Annotated in this window: 15 protein-coding genes and 2 pseudogenes; 5 read left to right on the plus strand and 12 right to left on the minus strand. The window is 47.4% G+C overall.

Annotated elements, in window-relative coordinates; all coding sequences use genetic code 11:
• Window positions 1-106: 106 nt before the first annotated feature.
• Window positions 107-1774, minus strand: coding sequence for a glutathione ABC transporter substrate-binding protein (locus tag B9N86_RS27425; protein WP_208916213.1), 1668 nt, complete (start codon window positions 1772-1774; stop codon window positions 107-109).
• 136 nt (window positions 1775-1910) lie between these two features.
• Between B9N86_RS27425 and nikC the strand changes: the two genes are divergently transcribed.
• From nikC to B9N86_RS27445, 4 genes are all read left to right on the plus strand, one after another.
• Complete coding sequence (nikC, locus tag B9N86_RS27430) at window positions 1911-2807, plus strand: nickel transporter permease (protein WP_425298557.1); 897 nt, start codon at window positions 1911-1913, stop codon at window positions 2805-2807.
• Between the two features lie 175 nt (window positions 2808-2982).
• On the plus strand, window positions 2983-3906 hold the full coding sequence (locus B9N86_RS27435; RefSeq protein ID WP_208916214.1) for an ABC transporter permease: 924 nt from the start codon (window positions 2983-2985) through the stop codon (window positions 3904-3906).
• Between the two features lie 219 nt (window positions 3907-4125).
• Entirely contained in the window at window positions 4126-5130 is a 1005-nt protein-coding gene (locus B9N86_RS27440) for an ABC transporter ATP-binding protein (RefSeq protein ID WP_208916215.1), read from the plus strand.
• Window positions 5127-6134 (plus strand): ABC transporter ATP-binding protein, encoded by a 1008-nt coding sequence (locus B9N86_RS27445; protein ID WP_208916216.1) that lies wholly within the window; start codon window positions 5127-5129, stop codon window positions 6132-6134. The genes B9N86_RS27440 and B9N86_RS27445 overlap by 4 nt, the downstream gene beginning before the upstream one ends.
• Window positions 6135-6351: 217 nt before the next feature.
• On the opposite strand, the gene B9N86_RS27450 is transcribed toward B9N86_RS27445, so the two are convergent.
• The 7 genes from B9N86_RS27450 to B9N86_RS27480 form a co-directional block, all read right to left on the minus strand.
• Entirely contained in the window at window positions 6352-7101 is a 750-nt protein-coding gene (locus B9N86_RS27450; RefSeq protein WP_208916217.1) for an SDR family NAD(P)-dependent oxidoreductase, read from the minus strand.
• Window positions 7102-7103: 2 nt separating this feature from the next.
• Complete coding sequence (locus B9N86_RS27455; protein ID WP_208916218.1) at window positions 7104-8114, minus strand: helix-turn-helix transcriptional regulator; 1011 nt, start codon at window positions 8112-8114, stop codon at window positions 7104-7106.
• A 122-nt stretch (window positions 8115-8236) separates the two neighbouring features.
• Complete coding sequence (locus B9N86_RS27460; protein WP_208916219.1) at window positions 8237-9772, minus strand: MDR family MFS transporter; 1536 nt, start codon at window positions 9770-9772, stop codon at window positions 8237-8239.
• A 664-nt stretch (window positions 9773-10436) separates the two neighbouring features.
• Entirely contained in the window at window positions 10437-14147 is a 3711-nt protein-coding gene (locus B9N86_RS27465; RefSeq protein ID WP_208916220.1) for a pullulanase, read from the minus strand.
• 301 nt (window positions 14148-14448) lie between these two features.
• Window positions 14449-14700: an FtsW/RodA/SpoVE family cell cycle protein gene (locus B9N86_RS27470; protein ID WP_208916221.1), complete on the minus strand. Its 252-nt coding sequence runs from the start codon at window positions 14698-14700 to the stop codon at window positions 14449-14451.
• A gap of 191 nt (window positions 14701-14891) precedes the next feature.
• Complete coding sequence (locus tag B9N86_RS27475; protein ID WP_208916222.1) at window positions 14892-15203, minus strand: hypothetical protein; 312 nt, start codon at window positions 15201-15203, stop codon at window positions 14892-14894.
• Window positions 15204-15282: 79 nt separating this feature from the next.
• A complete protein-coding gene (locus B9N86_RS27480) occupies window positions 15283-16155 on the minus strand; it encodes a DUF6612 family protein (protein ID WP_208916223.1) in 873 nt (290 codons plus the stop codon).
• Between the two features lie 205 nt (window positions 16156-16360).
• Between B9N86_RS27480 and B9N86_RS27485 the strand changes: the two are divergent.
• Window positions 16361-16544, plus strand: a pseudogene (locus B9N86_RS27485) (SLOG family protein); the annotation flags it as partial.
• Between the two features lie 70 nt (window positions 16545-16614).
• Here the strand turns inward: B9N86_RS27485 and B9N86_RS31060 are convergent.
• The 4 genes and pseudogenes from B9N86_RS31060 to B9N86_RS27505 all read right to left on the minus strand — a co-directional run.
• Window positions 16615-16803, minus strand: a pseudogene (locus B9N86_RS31060) (pullulanase-associated domain-containing protein); the annotation flags it as partial.
• Between the two features lie 18 nt (window positions 16804-16821).
• Entirely contained in the window at window positions 16822-17262 is a 441-nt protein-coding gene (locus tag B9N86_RS27495; RefSeq protein WP_208916225.1) for a hypothetical protein, read from the minus strand.
• 262 nt (window positions 17263-17524) lie between these two features.
• A complete protein-coding gene (locus B9N86_RS27500) occupies window positions 17525-18304 on the minus strand; it encodes an AraC family transcriptional regulator (protein ID WP_208916226.1) in 780 nt (259 codons plus the stop codon).
• Window positions 18305-18309: 5 nt separating this feature from the next.
• Window positions 18310-18906, minus strand: coding sequence for a LysE family translocator (locus B9N86_RS27505; RefSeq protein ID WP_208916227.1), 597 nt, complete (start codon window positions 18904-18906; stop codon window positions 18310-18312).
• Window positions 18907-19010: the final 104 nt, after the last annotated feature.

Below are 19010 nucleotides of genomic sequence, written 5' to 3' on the forward strand. Positions count from 1 at the left end.
CGCAAAAAAAGACCAGACTGCCGTTCAGGCAACATGGTCTTCTTCTTGAGGTACATCGATAGACGTTTTTCTTACTTAAATAAAGTTATTGCGATTCTGTCTGTTTCTAAGGCTCAATCGATACGCCATGAAATTGCATGATACCGTTCGGATGTCTCCAGTATCCCTTCACCTTGTCACTGACACCGTCCAAATATTCCTGATGATGAATGTACAGCATCGGAGCCAGCTCGACAAGTTTTTCCTGGGCCTGCTTATACAGTGCTTGACGTTTAGCCGGATCATTCTCTTTACGTCCTTCGTCCAGCAGTCGATCCAGCTCCGCATCCTTCGTAAAGGTCCGGTTGCCCGGCTCCCCGACGTTTGCGGAATGGAACACCAGATACAATCCATAGTCGGCATCAGCTGTTACCGTAGACCAGCCGAGCACAAACATATCATGCTTGCCTTCGGCTGTCTGAGCCAAATAAGCGCCCCACTCCATCACTTCGATCTTCACTTCAACATTCAGCTCTTTCAGCTTCGACTGCACATATTCTGCAATTTTGATCCGCTCTGCATTGTCGTTCGTCCAGATCGTCGTGGAGAAGCCTTTCTCTAGTCCAGCCTCTTTCATCAGTTCTTTCGCTTTTTCCATATTATTTTCGATTGGTTTGACGGAGGCATCATAACCGTTGACGTTTGGAGCCAACGGACCGACGGCAGGTATTCCCGTCCCCTCATAAATACCTGAAATGATGTCATCTTTGTTGATTGCCATGGACAACGCCTGACGCACACGGACATCGTCAAACGGCTTTTTTTGCATATTAAATCCGATATAGGACAGGCTTAGCGAGGCTTGGCGGTTCAGAGACGCACCATCCAAACCTTCTACGCGGCTAATGCTGCTTGGTGATACCGGGTCAATAATATGTGCATAACCTGTTTCCAGTTCAGCAATCCGTGTACCGTCTTCGCTGACAACTTTAAAGGTTACGCTGTCGACTTTTGCTTTCTCACCCCAGTGATCATCGTTACGGACGAGCTTTACTTCCTGCCCTGGATTCCAGTTGTCCAGCTTAAATGTGCCTGTGCCTGCCGGATTTTGAGCCAGATGTGCGCCTGCCTTCTCACCGGCATTCACTTTTTCATAATCCTGCTTAATGCCTTCGGCACTGACCATGCCTACTCCAGGATGGGCCAGATGAGCAAGCAGCGGCGAGAACGGATAAGCAGTAACGAACTGCACCGTATTCTCGTCAATCACCTTGACCTCCTTGACCATATCTACCAATCCGGCACGCGGGGAAGCTACCTTCGGATCCAGCATCCGGTCGATATTCGCCTTCACGACTTCCGCATTGAAAACAGAGCCGTCACTGAATTTCACACCCTGACGCAGCTTGAACTCCCAAGTAACGTCATCTACCGCTTTCCAGCTTTCGGCTAGATTTGGTTGAATTTTAAGGTCTTTGTCATGCTTGAGAAGTGTGTCATAGATATGGGTTGTCATTACACTCGTTTGCTGATCTGTCGACATATGTGGGTCCATGGAAGGAGGATCGGACAGCCAGGCGACAACAAGATCCTTTGCTCCGCCCTCGGCGGTTTTGTCTTTTTCTTTGTCCTTGTTTCCGGTTTCCGGAGGCGTAGTGTTACCGCTATTTCCTTCCGGCGGTTTGTTCTCTCCGTTACTGCTGCTACCACTGTTACCACTGCATGCCGAGACAAACAACATTATCACGATAACCAGGAATGGAAAAATCCACCTCAATCTTTTACTACCTGCCATAACTGAGCACTCCCCTTCTCAATTAAAAATTAAAAATATTATCCCAGTATTAAACATATATTTGAGTAATTCATATTTAATACTAGAAATCTCTATTTATCCTTCGGTCAATTATTTGGAGAAAGGGTGATTCCACTTGCGTAACCTGACGACAGCACCAGTTACAGCAGAATCCGGACAAAGCCGGGCTCGGCAGCGAAGATGGAAATCTTTTTACATGAATCTGCGAAAAAATAAAGCGGCACTGCTGGGAGGTTACTTTCTTTTTTTTGTAATCGTTGCTTCGATCATAGGCCCCTTCCTCACACGGTACGATCCCACAATCGTCGATTATTCTTCTAAACTGCTAAAACCTTCGGCCGATCACTGGTTCGGTACGGACCATAACGGACGGGATATATTTACGCGCATTGTTCATGGAATGCACCTCACACTGTCAGTCGGTTTCATCTCGGTTATCATCGGAGCAGCATTCGGCATCATACTGGGGATTATCTCCGGATATTATGGCGGAAAGCTGGATTCTATCATCATGCGTATAACGGATGTCATGCTTGCATTTCCGGGTATTCTGCTGGCATTGGCGATTGTAAGCGTTCTCGGAAAAAGCCTGTTCAACGTAATTATTGCTGTCAGTATTTTTTCCATCCCAACCTTCGCCCGGATTGTCCGGGGCTCAACACTGGCGGTACGCAAGTTGGAGTACATCGACGCCATGCGATCACTCGGAGCCAGCGACAGCCGGATCATTTTCAAGCATATTTTGCCAAACATTTCGTCCCCTATTATCGTCCAGGCTACCCTCCGTATTGCCGTTGCGATCCTGACGGCCAGCGGCCTGTCCTTCCTTGGACTTGGCGCACAGCCGCCTACGCCGGAATGGGGTGCGATGCTGAACGACGGACGCAACTATATTACGGAGCACCCTCATGTCGCCCTCTTTCCCGGCCTTTCCATCGTCCTCGTTGTGGTTGCCTTTAACTTGCTGGGTGACGGTCTACGGGACGTGCTCGATCCAAAGACGAAAAAATAGCACTAACTGCCGTTAACCATCCTCTACCTCCGATCTTAGACATTGTTGAATCCAAGAAGAAACGCTTTCGGCGTCCTTAATACAGGGCGGCGGTGTTTCTTCGAGAAATATAAGTCAAGTATGCAGCATGAAACTTATACTTTCTTATATTTTAAAGAAAAGGAGCCGGCACACCATGCTCATGTATACCGTTCGAAGGCTAATTCAGACCATTCCGGTCGTCATCGGAGTGACGATTATTGTCTTCCTGCTCATGCACCTTATTCCGGGCGATGCGGCGCAGGTCATTGTTGGAGAAGGCGCTCCAAAAGAGAAAGTGGAGCAAATCAGGGAAAGCCTCGGCTTAAATGATCCCCTGCCCTTACAGTATTGGAACTATGTCAGCCAGCTGGCCCAGGGCGATCTGGGAGACTCGATCCGTAGCAGCCGGCCGATCGCAGATGAAATTTTCAAGAGCCGTTTCTGGATTACCGTGGAGCTCGCACTGTACAGCACGATGCTTGCCGTCTTCCTCGGTCTGACTGCTGGCATTATTTCCGCGGTAAAAAGGAACTCCCCCGCCGATGTCGGCGTCATGCTGATTGCCTTATTCGGACTGTCCATGCCGAACTTCTGGCTCGGACTCATGTTGATCCAATATTTCGCCGTCGATTTAGGATGGTTCCGCCCTTCCGGGTGGGGAACCTGGTCACAGACCGTTCTTCCGGTCATTACGCTCGGCACAGGTGGCGCCGCCATAATCGCCCGAATGACCCGCTCCAGCATGTTGGAGGTGATCGGTCAGGATTATATCCGTACCGCTCAGGCTAAGGGCGTCCGGGAACGCGTCATCATATACAGACATGCTCTGAAAAATGCGATGATTCCCGTCATTACCGTCATCGGACTTGAATTCGGCGGTCTCCTGGGCGGAGCCGTGCTGACTGAATCGGTCTTTGCGGTCAACGGCATGGGACGGTATGTGATCGATTCGATCCGGGGGAGAGATTTCCCGGTTGTCCAGGCTGCGATCCTGATCATCTCCTTGACGTTTGTACTCGTGAATTTACTCGTGGACATCTCCTATAAATATTTCAATAAACGAATCGATTTCGATTGATCCCTAATAGTGCGTGTTCAAAAAGTCAGATTTTCAGCACCGAGAAGGTTGGATGAAGATAGGGACTGAGGAGCGGAGCGTAGGCTGAACCTACGTGAGCACCGGAAGGCCCGGCTGAATTCAAGATTCGACGTCGATTTCGCTTCCTGGATCACTTCGTGATCAAAAGATGATTTTTTGAACAACCTCTAATAGCTGAAAGGGAAAGGAGTGAGGAGGATGGACCCTAAGCAGCCGGTGCTGGAGATCAACAACCTGCAGACTTCATTTTTCACAGACCGCGGCGAGGTGAGAGCGGTCGATGGCGTGAGCCTTACCGTCCGTAAAGGCAAAACCCTTGGCATCGTAGGCGAATCAGGCTCGGGGAAAAGCATTTTATCATTATCTATTCTGCGTCTGATTTCAGAACCGGGCCGCATTATCGGTGGTGAGATCCTGTACAATGGGGACAATCTGCTGAACAAAACGGGTAGGCAGATGCGTGAAATCCGAGGGAATCAGATATCGATGATCTTTCAGGAGCCGATGACCTCGTTGAATCCTGTCTTCACCGTCGGTGAGCAGATCGCGGAGGTCTATCAGGTTCATGAAAATATGAGCAAGCGGAAAGCGATGGACAAAGCAGTGGAGATGCTGCGTCTCGTCGGTATCCCCTCTCCCGAAAAGAGAGTGAAACAATATCCATTCCAGCTGTCTGGGGGGATGCGTCAGCGGGTTATGATTGCCATGGCTCTGGCCTGCAATCCGGATCTGCTTATTGCAGATGAGCCAACGACGGCGCTGGACGTAACCATACAAGCTCAAATTTTGGAGCTCATTCAGGAACTTCAGCAGAGGCTGCATATGTCAGTCATCTTTATTACACATGATCTTGGCGTTGTGGCGGAGACATGTGACGATGTTGCTGTCATGTATTGCGGAAAAGTTGTGGAATTCAGTGATGTCCAGACTTTATTCAAGGAGCCGAAGCACCCGTATACGGTTGGGCTGATGAATTCTCTGCCCCGCCATGACATCGACCAGAAGGAGCTTGAAGCGATTAAAGGCTCCGTTCCGAGTCCTTATGAAGCGCTAACCGGCTGCTGGTTTGCACCGCGTTGCCCCCATGCACAGGATCTGTGCCGCGAAGCGACGCCGGAGCTGAACGAACTGGGTGGCAACCACAAGGTGCGCTGCTGGATGTACACCGATCTATGGGAGACAACGCCGGAGGTGAAGACATGAGCAAAGAACTTCTAACTGTCAACCACTTAAAGCAGTATTTCCCGATCAAGGGCGGCGTCTTTGGACGAACCGTCAACTACGTCAAAGCCGTCGACAACATTTCCTTCACCGTCTATGAAGGCGAAACGGTCAGCTTGGTAGGTGAATCGGGCTGCGGAAAATCCACGACGGGACGTGCGATTTTACGACTAGACGAACCAACCTCCGGTGAGGTGATTTTTGACGGAAGTAATCTGCTTTCGCTGAGCAAAAAACAAATGACCCAAAAACGCAAAGACCTGCAAATGATATTCCAGGACCCTTACGCTTCTCTTAATCCGAGAAAAACAGCCGTACAAGTACTGGAAGAAGCGATGGAAATCCAAAATATCGTGCCCAAAGACGAGCGGCGGCAGAGAGCCATCGAATTATTAGAAACCGTCGGCTTGTCACCCCATCAGGCGGACCGGTATCCGCATGAATTCAGCGGTGGTCAGCGGCAACGAATCGGCATCGCCCGTGCGCTGGCGGTCAATCCGAAGCTGATCATCAGTGACGAGGCCGTATCGGCCCTCGACGTCTCGATTCAGGCTCAGGTACTCAACCTGATGAAGTCTCTGCAGCGGGAATTCAAGCTGACATACCTGTTCATCTCGCATGATCTCGGGGTCGTCCGCCATATTTCCGATCGCATCATTGTCATGTACCTGGGGACTATTGTGGAGATTGCTGACAAAAAATCGTTGTTCCATCAGCCTCGGCATCCTTATACACGCGCCTTACTGTCTGCTATTCCAACCCTTGACCCGGACCGAAAAACCGAGCGTATTTTGCTGAAGGGTGACGTCCCCTCTTCGATCGACCCACCCTCAGGCTGCCGGTTTCATACCCGCTGCATGTATGCAAACGACCGCTGCAAGACCGATGCTCCCGAGCTGCGTCCGGTGCAGCACGGGGCCGAAAACCATCTTACAGCTTGCCATCATATGGAGGAAATTGATAGCGGCGCGATACAGGCGCGTTAATGTGGATGGACGGGCACGGACTTTAGTATCTCATATGTGGACCGACCGCCGTCAGGTAACACCACAACGTGCTTTGGAGCTTACGAGGTGAGTCGAGCCACTGTTACGTCTTTATGTAAATCAGCAAGCCCTTCACCAAGCAGTTCCCTGACCTGTTTTGATGAAGGGCTTTTTCCTTAGGCTATTTTTAAGTTCCGGAATCGGACGGTAGCGAGACTTACTCCATAGTGAGTCCACCTGTCACAGGCGTGTACGTTCCCGTCACAAACCGGGCGTCGTCGCTTGCCAGGAAGGAGATTACACCTGCCACGTCATCAGGCTCGGCTACACGGCCAAGCGGCGTAAAGCTGCCGATCATCTGCAGCTCTTGTTCCGTCATTCCGGCCGTTGCATCTGTCCGGACCAGACCGGGAGCAACAACATTGGCCGTAATACCATATGGACCAAGCTCCTGCGCAATATATACAGCGAACGTATTCAGCCCGCCCTTCGCTGTCCCATGTGCAATCATATATGGGGAAGGATCCTTACCCAGACTGCTGGAGATGTAGATCAGACGACCGGATTTCTGCTGCATCATGGATGGAATCACAGCTTTCGCCGTGACGAACGCCGCCCGCAATTCATCATTCAGCTTCGGGGAGAACTCCTCCCAGGACATCTCGGCAAAAGGCTTTGCCACAAAACTCATATTCGCGTTGCATACCAAAATATCCAGGCGGCCATACATCTCCTTCACTCTGGAAACAAGCTTCAGAACCTGATCCTCCTCGCGCACATCACCTTGAAAAGCCACCGCTTCGCCGCCATTGGACTTAATATCAGCAACCAACGATTCAGCTGCTTCGGTATTCGTTAAGTAGTTAACGACCACCTTAGCTCCTCGCTTCGCTAACAGAATAGACGCTGAACGTCCGATTCCCCGTGCGCCACCTGTCACGATCGCCACTTTATCAACGAGATTCATGATTAATGCCCCCTTTGATCACCTGAATGATTGAAGCTCGAATCATAACCTGATCTTCCTGACATCGGTTGACCGGAATCGAGATACAAGGCGGCTACTTCTAGCGCCGTCTTCCTTACCTCCGCAGCGATATGGGCCGGTTCCAAAATAAGCACATCCGTCTTCATCTGCAGCAAAAAACTGATAAGCCACTTCTCATGAGGAAGTCTGGCCCTTACCAGAAGCGAGCCGTCTGCCAACCTCTCGATTTCATTCTCATCAAAATGATCTGCAGCATACACCTTAGCATCACCAGAGATACGAAGCACGAGATCGATCTTCTGTTGTCTCGGCTTTACCCATTGCGCGTTCATTATCGATAGCGGCATATCCCGTCGATTAAAAGAATCCGAAAGAACCTGAAGATCTCGTATGCGGGAAAGCTTGAAAGTTCGGTAATCTTCACGGCTAAGACAATAACCGTGTAGATACCAGGAGTACCCTTTAAGCGCAAGTCCCATGGGCTCGATTTTGCGCTCCGTGTCATCGCCTTTACCATCCGTATAATGAAAGAGGATCAGCTTATTGTCTTTTACCGCCTGATGCACCGCTTCATATTTATTCCGTTCCGCCTCACTTTTTTTCCATGGGGTAAAATCAATCTGCACCAGATCGCTGTCCCCGAGACGTCCCTGTTCTGCCTGGGAAACCAAAGCCCCCACCTTGTCGAGCAGACGATCTATATTGGTTGGATCGAGTGCCTGTGTCGATTGAAGACCACGAAGCGCAGTAGACAGGGCAACAAGCTCATCAAAAGACAGCATCTGCCGGTCCAGACGAAAGTTATCCATGATCTCATAACCACCCTCCATTCCCGTATACGACACAATAGGAATACCAGCAAGACTGAGTGACTCCAAATCCCGGTAGATGGTACGTAGCGATACTTCCAGCTTATCTGCCAACTCCTGTGCTTGCACCCGCCTGCGGTTTAATAAAATCATCGTGATCGCCATGAGCCGTTCGAGCTTCATTTCGTTCTCTCCCCTCAAAACATCAACACATACCATTATATACCATTTATTTTCTCGATACTGGGATAGATTTAGATAGATTGATATGCTGCATGATGAAAATACCATGCAGCACAATCATATTAATGAGACGTCGCGTAATCCTCATCCTGTGCTTCCGGATCCAGCTTCTCCTTCGTCATGCCAAACGCTGCCGCCAAAGCCAGAACGGCCGGGATGAGACTCCAAGCAAAGGTCCCTGCAATCGATGATGATAATCCTTCCGTAATGGTGCTGAGTGCGGACACATCCATAGACTGGCGTACTGCGGGATTCAGTAATACATACGGATCACTAAAGTCCACACCGGCTGAAGCCATATTCTTCGCTCCGTTACTGCCGAAGGCCTTCGTGAGCTTGCCGGTAAGCGAATGGCTTTGCAGTATCCCGAATATCGTAATGCCCAGTGTCATGCCAAGCGAACGGTTAAAATTCAGCGTAGAAGTTGCCGCGCCCCGCTGCGCAGCCGGAAACGAATGGATGGCCGCGCTGCTGAGCACCGAGAAGGAGGACCCGATGCCGAGACCGACCAGAATCATATACACCGTGATGAGAAACCGTGGTGATGCTGTGTTCAGTGCGGTCAAAAGTGCAAGTCCTGCGATCAGAACCAGGAGTGTCGGAATGAGAATGGAACGGTACGGTAGCTTAGACATTAAGTATCCACCCACAGTGGCCGTCACAACTGAACCGACCATCATCGGAAGCAGTACAAGCCCGGCATTCGAAGCTGTACCGCCCAGCACGCCTTGAATGTAAATCGGGATGAACATGGATGCCGTCATAAACGCCGCGCCGCTGAGCATGGCGACCAGATTGCTTGTCGTGAACAGCCGATTGCGGAACATACGAAATGAAATGATCGGCTCAGCCGCTCTTTTTTCCACAAACACTAGCAGAACACTCAGGACAACAAAACCTGCAAACATACCAATAATTTGCGGGGAATCCCATGCATACTGTTTGCCGCCCAGTTCAACAGCGAACATCAAGCAGATGACAGCCCCCACTAACAGGATCGCGCCGAGAAAATCGATCTTCTGTCTGGAATGCTCCGCCGATTCCTTGTAGAAGAGCACGATCAGGAAGAAAGCAATCAGACCGAGCGGCAGGTTGATGTAGAAAATCCAAACCCAGTGAATATGTTCCGTGATGTAACCGCCAAGCAGCGGAGCCGCAATGCTCGATAAGCCGAACAACGCTCCGAACATACCCGTCATCTTGCCTCTATTCTCAGGTGCGATGACATCGAACATAATCGTAAAAGCGATCGATACCATCGCGCCTGCCCCAATGCCTTGAACTGCTCTGTACAGACTCAGCTGAACGATGGACTCCGCTGTCCCGCACAAAGCTGAGCCGATCATAAACACGATGATCCCGAAAATGAAAAACCGTTTGCGACCGTACATATCTGACAGCTTGCCGAAAATCGGCATGCCAGCCATTTCCGCAACCATATAAGCCGAAGTGGCCCAGACAAACTTGTCGAGACCTCCAATCTCGCCGACGATGGTTCCCATCGCGGTTGCCACAATCGTGTTGTCCATTGAAGCCATCAGAATGGCCAATAGAAGTCCTGTAATAACGACTCCGATTTTGTTAGGTGATTTATTCACGCAATTTCCGTCCTTTCCTACATTTAAGTTTCGATAACCTCTTTCTTAAAACAGCATAAACCACCCTTGTTGACAACTGTGTGGCAAGAAAGGAATCCTCTGTTGTAAGACGCTACGCGTACGAATCGTTCCTGCCTGAGCATCACTACGAATGCGGATTATTCTTCCGATCGCTCTTGCCCCCAGATTTTTTTAATGTATTAATATAGGCTCAAATCCAAAACCAGTACTTGCATTAAGCAATGAAGCCGCTACGTGGATGGATCGTTCTTACGATCGCTGTTGTCCCCAAATTTCTTATGAATCAATTTTAAAGTGGATGAAATTCGGGGACAGTTTATGCTTCCGATGCGAGCTTTACTACGGAAAGCTTTTGGGCGCCCACTGACGTTTCTCCAGAATAATTCCGCCTTCTCCGTTGAAGTTTGTTCCATTTCTTTAGTTCTATATAACAGAACAAACTCAAGGACAAGAGGATATGCCTTCCGATTGAGCTTCCTTTTAGTAAAATGGACGTTTCAACCACCAAGGAAAGATTTCTGGTGTACATTCCCTTCCCCACAATCTGCTCTAAGAGAACAATGTAAAACGCAAGCAGCCGCCCAGGGATGAATCCTTGGGCGGCCTGCTTGTTTCTTCTTATTGAGAAAGTTCCAAGTTACCTTTACTGAAGTTGATTTAACAAGTTCGAAATAGCCTGCGCGCTTTCCGCCCGGGTTGTAGCCGCCTTAGGCGCAAATTTGCCGTTGGCGCGTCCTTTCATCAGACCTAGTGACAAGGCTTCGTTCACCTTTTTGACTGCCCAAGTTGAAATTTGCTCTTTGTCCTTTAATACTGGCGCTCCCGCTGACGAGGAGACATTTCCCTTCGTTTGGTAAGCACGGAGGAGCATGACTGCCATTTCTTCACGGGTGATAACGGCATTCGGTGCGAAGACATCCTTACCTTTACCGCTTACCAGCCCATGTTGATAGGCTGTCGCCACAGCCGATGCATACCAGGCTTTACTGTCCACATCTTTGAATGCTACGCTTTCTTGACCTTGATCCCCAAGGTTCAAGGACCGAACGAGCATCGCCGCAAACTGTGCCCGTGTCAGCTGCTGATCAGGGCTGAACTTCGTATCACTTGTACCCTTCACGATCTGCTTGGCTGCAAGCTCTTTTATGGAAGTTTCTGCCCAATGGCCATTAATATCCGTAAATGTCTTTCCTTCATCTGAATCGCCACCCGCACCCGATTCCATCTTAATAACAACTGAAGTTAATGGCTCCAATGTAATGGACTTCGAAGTTAGTGTGAATCCTGATTTAGTGGATACACCGGTGATTCCTGCCTCGTCCTGATCGACAAGGACAATACCTGGAGTCAGATCTTCTTGTAATGTTAGTTTTCTCTCTTTTTGATCGGCGTTAACAAACACATAATAAACTCCTGCTCCATCCGTAGCCTTGTTCTTGTATGCAATAACCAGATCCTGATCTTTGACTTCTGGAGCCTGGAGCAGTGTAACATTCGAGTTAACCAGAGATTGGCTGCCCAATCTGAACGCATCTGTCGACTTTCTTAACTCAATCAACCCTGCCGTAAATTGTTTAGTTTTATAATTCTCAGGATACTTCACGCCATTTGTTGCTTTATTCCATTCAAACATATTGATTGCGTCCGAAGAATCATAAGAGTCATGAACAAAATAACCGAAGGCTTTCCCGGACTCATCCTTTAACTCATGATATTTCTGTTCAGGCACTCCTTCCCCTTTCCATTGCTTCGTTCTGCCGTATTCCTGTCCCGCATGAAGAAACGCCGTACCTTGCGAAGTCAGCGTGAGCAGGTTACCGAGCCGGATTCGCTTATGAATTTCCTGATCATTAGCTGCAATCGAAGGGTCCTTCTTGATCGACTGCGCAATAATATCATATAGCGGCAAATTGTCATGCGCCTCGATATACTGAACTATATCTCCCGGATCATCCACCTTGGTATTTCCTGGTTGGCCTTTAATGTTATTAAAAATAGTGACGATATCACGAGCCCCACCTGTAATAAATCTAGGCTCACCTTCATGACCGAAGCCGGATTTCAATTCGTTGCGGAATTCATCGGAAAATACGCCGACATCGTTTGTTTTGTCCATCCAGTCCTGATCTGCCCCTTTTCCCGCCAGGGAAGGATCGGACAGATGTCCGCCAAATGTTCTCCAACCTTCGCCAATAAACAACGCGTCAGGATTGATTGCGGCTGCTGCATCATAGGCTTTTTGTACAGATTCGTAGGTCGCATCACCCATCATATCCCAGCGCATACCGTCGATTTTGTATTCATCGAACCAGTACTTAACCGAGTCGACCATCAGCTTCTCAGCCATTTTATGGTTCGTAGCCAGATTATTCCCGAAGCCCCCGATAAAGTTTCCGTTTGCATCCTGGAATGCATAGTAGTTAGGCACAATATCATTTAGGAAATCCGCCTTCGCCATATGCGTGTAGACCACGTCAAGGACGACGCCCATATCTGCCTCGTGAATAGCATCAATCATCGCTTTCAGTTCTTTGACTCTCAATTCCGGATCTTTCGGATTTTGGGAATAGGCTCCATCCGGTGAGAAGTAACTATGGGGATCATAGCCCCAGTTATATTCATTGTTTTGTGCCGAGTATTCCAGTTCTCTGGTCTTCATCTCGGCTTCATCCCCGTAATACCATGCCATGACAGGAAGTAATTGAACATGTGTTACGCCGAGTGATTTGATGTAATCAAGCTTGTGTTTAAAGGCATCGTATGATCCCCACGTTGCATTGTGCAAATCTCCTTCAATGGAAGGATCTGAAGTAAAGTCTCTAACATGAATTTCCCAGATGATAGCGTCCTCTCTCTTCTCATAACCAGGAATATTTGCAGAGCTAAAGCCTGCCGGATTCGTTTTACTTAAATCCACAATGGCAGCCTTACCAACCGTATCGCCGTCCGGTCCGGGTTCACCTTTTGTATTAACTCTGAACTCGGCCATCGATTTGGCATAGGGATCCAGTACTTTTTTCGTCACACCGTTGTTTGTTACTTCATATTGATAAAAATATCCATTCAGATCCTGAACATCCAATTGGCTCGGCTTTAACTGAGCGCTCCAGACACCTTTATCCCCTTTGCTCAACTGGGCATTACCAATCAACTTGGAGGAGTTCTCTTTACTATAAAAGTTGACTTTTACGCTACTTGCGAGCGGAGCCCATAATTTGAGCATAACGCCGCCATCAGCTTCATATGTAGCTCCGAGATCATTGCCGTCGTAATAGTACATTTCATCGAGCATTCTCCAACCCGTAGAGGCGGATACTGTCTTGCCGGAATAAGCCACACTGAACGGCGCATCATCAAGCTTAAACTGCGAGGTAATCTCCACGGTAGTTTCGCCGTTGATTTTGGCCGTACCGATTCTCACCGGTTTACCGTGCTTGTCTTTGACCTCAATTTCTTTTTTTAGAGTATCCGCTTCCAATCCTTCTGTCATTGTAAAACCAAGCTGCATTTTGCTAGGGGACAAAATCTCAGCTGATACCAGCCCGATAGCCATTTCACCATAAGGTGAAATGTATACGTTGTCATCCCCTTCTTTTATGAAAAGATGATTGTACTTATCCAAAAGATTGAAACTTTTGTCTCCAGCATCTTTACCAGCATCACCTTTGTCTGGATCCAACACAAGAAAATTAATTTTTTGAGCTTTGTCCTTAATCTGGACGTCCACATAAGCCCCATAGCGGTTTTTCTGTCCTGAAGGGAACTTCGTTGCACTCACGGGCCAGTCCTTAGACGGCTCTGTCACATCTCCCCATAGCCACAATCCATAATTACCATATTCCTGATCTTCTCTTACATAGTGAATCCGTACTGTATTGGCCGGTAAATCTGCTGGTTCAAAGTTGTAGACCGTGTCAGAACCTTCCTTCACCCAGATTTCATTCATTTCCGGTGAAGCAATAGCCAACTTTTTGTCGCCTCCATCCTTGTCACCGCTTGTGCGGTCAACAACAACGATCCCAACTTTTTGGGCATCGGATTTCAACTCAATGTCAACATAAGCACCATAGCTGTCCTTTTGCCCTTTAGGGAAGGCTGTTGCACCAGTAGCCCAATTTTGTGAGGGAGACGCTACATCATCAAAAATCCACAGTCCCTTATTTTCATAGTTTTCATCTGCGCGGCTGTAGTGAACCCGTAGATGATTGGCAGGAACCTTGCCAACGCTCGTTATCCCCTGATCTTTTCCAGCATCCGCTTGTACTTCTAGTGGAGAAATACCGAAAAGTGAACATACGAGAGCGACAATCATGATAATGGAACATAATTTCTTCCTTTTCACTGTTAATCCCATTTTCATTTAACCTCCTCTTAAGTTGAATAATTATTTTTGTTCGCCGCGCAAACGTTTTCACAAAAGTGTGCGGTGCTCCTTTTGAAAAAGCGCCATATACATGAAAAGTGCTATTTTCATTCATTTTCCACGACTAGAACGATAATTTAAAAACGATTGTTGTGGAAACGCTTGCATATACCATATTATTCTTGCTTTTACTAATCGTCAAGTGTGTTTTCAGTTGAAGTATACAATAAAAAAAACAGCTATCATAAGCAGATGCCTATAACAACTGTTCTTTACCAGACATAGCAGCAAGTTATGAAGCAGGGGTTCCCGCCCCTTCGCTTGGCAGCATATTTTTACGACGATACATCGACAACAGCATCCCGATCGCTGCAAAATAGAATATCTGTGTCGATCCTCCATAAGCTATAAAAGGCAGAGCTATCCCCGTAATAGGGACGATCCCGAACGCCATAAGAATCGGCCACAACATATAGAAACCGAAAATGGCTGTGAACGCAATAGTCACTCTCTTAGCATAAGGATCGTTAAGCGAAACAGTCATTCGCCAGATTTCTGCCTTAAACCCCCAGTCTGGATATCGCGTGTATTATAGCTCCGATATTTTGAGGCTTCAGGAAATATCCGTCCTGAAAGAAATGGGGTTTTCATTATCTGCTAATAAAAATATCGTGGAGAAGTACAACCGGAGTTCTAGTACAGGAACCAGGCAGGAGATATGGAAGGAAGCTTTCATCAGCCAAATCGAGTCGCTCCGTAAAGAACAGCTCCGGCTTTTTCGGATTGAACAACTGCTGTAAGGCTCGCTGTACTCCCTGGAAATGAATGATGATCAAGCTGGACGATATGATGCGGTTCATTAAGGAGCTTCAACACGTACAGCCGGAGGATCATAATAAGTGGCGAAGCAAGATATTTAATTTCAAACAGTTCTATGATGATAATATCTGGAAGCTGACTATACATGTCATCATAGATCTCTTTGATCAGCATGGGAACACCCGTAAAGTTCTTGATAAACGCAAATACCACCGATACCGTAAACATCAGCAGTATCTTACTGCCAAAAAAACGCCGTCGTCCTTCGGAAAGGACGACGGCGTCTTTTGCTTGTTCGTATTTTGGCTTAATTCGCGCTGTCGAGCGCTTCTTGCGGCACTTCGATCTTATCGATTTCGTTATGCTTGGAAAGTCCGCTAGTCATCTCCATTTCAAGAGAGACCTTCTGTCCTTCCTGCTCCATTTCCATGACCATGTTCATATCGGTCTTGGTTGGAAAATACGTATCCTTATTCATGCCAATCGTAATCTTCATGCTTTTGATATTCATCTGTTCCAGCATCGCCGCAGTTTGCTCATCTGCGCCGCCGGCTTGGCCCATGTAGGTCTTCGCCAGTTCCTTAAGGTTATCGCCGGAAACGTCGGCCGTCAGGATATACTGATCGCCTTCTTCGCTTACCTTGGCGTCTTTGGCTATGGTTTTAAACTGCTCCAGCTGTTTTTCCGGTCCTTGCGTGGCCGCCTTCATGCTGTCAAGAATTTCCTGCTCCTGCTCCTTGGGAATCTGAACCCATTGGCCGTCAACCTGGGAGTAGATGCCCTTTTGCGTAATGTATTGCTTGATGTCCTGCGTTCCTTGGCCCGGCATCTCCATCTTCATTTCCTGATACATTTCCAGTGGATCCAACGTGGTATCGATTTTCATGGAAATGTTCACTTTTTGTTCCTGTTTGCTTTCCCCGGCGCTGACCACGATGTTCTGCTTAATATCGGAATCCATGGAGAAACTCTTCATCTTCTGGCTTGCCTCAGCTGATTTCTGGATTAATTCATCCACTGAAGGTGCTTCCGTTTTCGCATCGTCCGTCTTACCCGCAGCCGGCTGCTCCGCAGCAGGCGGAGTTGCTGCGCTCTCGGCCTCTTTGTCTTTGTCTTTGCTGCAAGCCGTGATCCCCATTACCAAAATTACGCTAAGTAGTCCTGCTGTCCATTTTTTCAAAACAAGATCCTCCTAAGAATATGTATTCCTATTTCATGAATTGGTAAAGGCTGTAACGCCTGACCGAAAACTATTTTATAAAATACTACCAAGCCTGTCAAAAGGATAAAGTTATAATTTTAAAATTTCATATTTATGAAGAATCCTTGCTTCTTCCGGTACCTTGGCATTACACAGGTGGTAAGATAACAAGGAGCGTGTTTGATTGAAAAATCTCCTCATAACCGGTCACAGAGTCCATGAGCTCGGCATTTACAACCATAAACACAAGGGCATCCCCTATATCGAAAAGCGATCGAGTCCCGCCTGACCCGCTGCTTGAAGAAGGACTCGAATGGGTTCTCACCCCAGGACAATACGGAATAGATCTCTGGGCCTGCGAGGTAGCTTCAGCTAATTGCTTTTTGATATATGCAGGTACATCATAATGGAATTTAACTTTATTACCTTTAGATCATTTTATGGGGGCTCAAAAAGAAGAGTTAAAGTCCATGAGTGCCGTAATGACCGCTCCCATAGCCACAATCCGAAATTATCATATTTCTGATCTTCTCTTACATAGTGAATCCGCACCGTATTAGCAGGCAAATCTGCGGGTTCAAAGTTATAGACCGTTTCAGAACCTTCCTTCAGCCAGATTTCATTCATTTTATGAAAATTCAAAAGTCAGGGGGTTAAGTGAACGAGTTTTTTCAATTCAGCTGTCTCTTCCGCAAACTCAACTAGCAAAGTCTCATTCTCCGTAGTACGTAAAATCATATACGGGCGCGGTCTTTCTCTCGACATAATAACATATACGTCACTGATCGTTGTATTGATACCACTAGGTGTGTGGATCAGTTTTTTCGGTGGTGCTAACGGTATCTTTACGATCATCGCCCTCGAAAGCGATGGATTTATTTCCATGACCCGACCATTCACGCTATTTAATAAGCTTTGCGCCACCACCTGGAACGATGCGCTATTGTCGAACCTTTCTACTACACGCTCTTTGTCCGTATCAAAAAGCTCTACTTGAGCCGCACCTGCAATTGGCTGTGTTACAGTTAACTGCGGAATAGCTTGGTTCGGTGAAAAAAGCAGAGTCATACAGAGAAGTAACCACATCGGAATATACCCTCCCAAATGATTTAGCAGTAGTATACCCACCAATTGGAAATTAAAACAAAAGCCGCATGTTCATCGCTTTTTGTTTAAACTCAATGCTGTATGTCTTCCTAATTTTACTCATAAAAAATCCCCTCCAAGTAAACTATAGTGCTCTTTTTTCACACGGTCTACTTAAAGGGGATAATATCAAACCCATGGCCTTTTCTTTTTAATTTAATTGATACGGAGTCATGAAAGCACATCTTGAGTGGTCGGCTCCTTACCTCTCCAAGTGGGACATATAATCATACGCTGTCGTTCCGTACACATTCTTGAAATGACGGTTCAGGTGCGCCAAGTCTGTGAAGCCGCACTGAGTAACGGCCATATACACATCCCTGGTGTCCTCGATTAACTGCTTTGCATGTTCCACCTTGCAGTTCAAATAATATTGATACGGCGAGATTCCCATGCTCGCTTTAAAGGAACGGATGAACTGATACTTGGACATGCCGAACTGGCTGCTTAACTCATCCAGACGTAGAACATGGTCGAGATGACCGTGCATCATTTCTTTGGCCCTCTTCGTGAACATACTATCTATTTTGCCTTTTGTACGGAACATATCGTCTGAAAAATTCCCGGCAATCCCCAGCAGCAGCTCGCTGCATAAAGCATCTGGCATATCGTTGAATATGGCCTTGGTCAAATTTAGAATGCTCTGCCCTAATCCAGCATGATACACAATCGGAGTGGAGAATCGGACAATATCCTTTTTCTGAATCAATTCCAAAAAAAGCTCTGGATGAATATAAATCATCACGTAGTCTATACCTGTTTTTTCTTGTGACCAGCCGTCATGATTTTGCTCCGGATGAAACAGCATCACACCGTTTTCGTGGGAGGCCTGCTGACTGCCATCAAGTTCGTACTTTTGGATTCCACGCAGGGTTACACCCAGGGCATATTCTTCATGACAGTGCATTTTATATTTGAAATCGGTAAGGCTTGCTGATAGCGCAGTAATCCCTGCCGATTTTTTATATATAAAGCGCTCCATCCCTTTCACCCCTTTATGAACTCCGTGATGCCGGACACGGTAATCGCTGAATAAACCAGCAACAATGCGAGTATCGTCTGACTCGCCTTCTGATATTTTTGCATAATTCCTTGAAAAAGGGTACCACACACCGCCCAAGTCACATAAGCGGCCACCCCAATCAACGTCACAATAACTACGAATACTGATAGTACAGGTCCCGATGTATAATACGGCATCACAAAACTTGGAATGACGGTTAGCGTAAACACAACAACCTTAGGATTCAAAAACTGCGTCAGAAAACCAGACGTAAATGAAGTAGCTTGTTTAGAGGCGTTGTTGGATACATCCATTCTGTAGATTTGATAAGCCAGGTACAGCATGAACAAGCTGCCACCGATGCGCATGAATGACAATATGGCTGGCATCCCGGAGCCTAGTCTGCTGTTCAGGAAAACCGAGGCAGCGATTAACATGAAAAAAGCGAGCGACGCCCCGGCGATATATCGTAGTGCTTTTTTCATGCCCTCGTTCTGAACCGCCGCCAGAATGACGATGTTGGACGGACCAGGTGAGAACGCTACAACAAAACAATAAATAAAAAATGAAGAAAAATTCATGATGTTAGCTCCTTACAAGGAAATTCCCTTGCATTATAGAGCTTTTAGCCGCTGGGAGAATAGTACATTATTGCAGAAAAGGGGCTGCACAGGCAGCCCTTCTC

The organism is Paenibacillus uliginis N3/975, from assembly GCF_900177425.1.
GTDB classification, from domain to species: Bacteria; Bacillota; Bacilli; order Paenibacillales; family Paenibacillaceae; genus Paenibacillus_AQ; species Paenibacillus_AQ uliginis.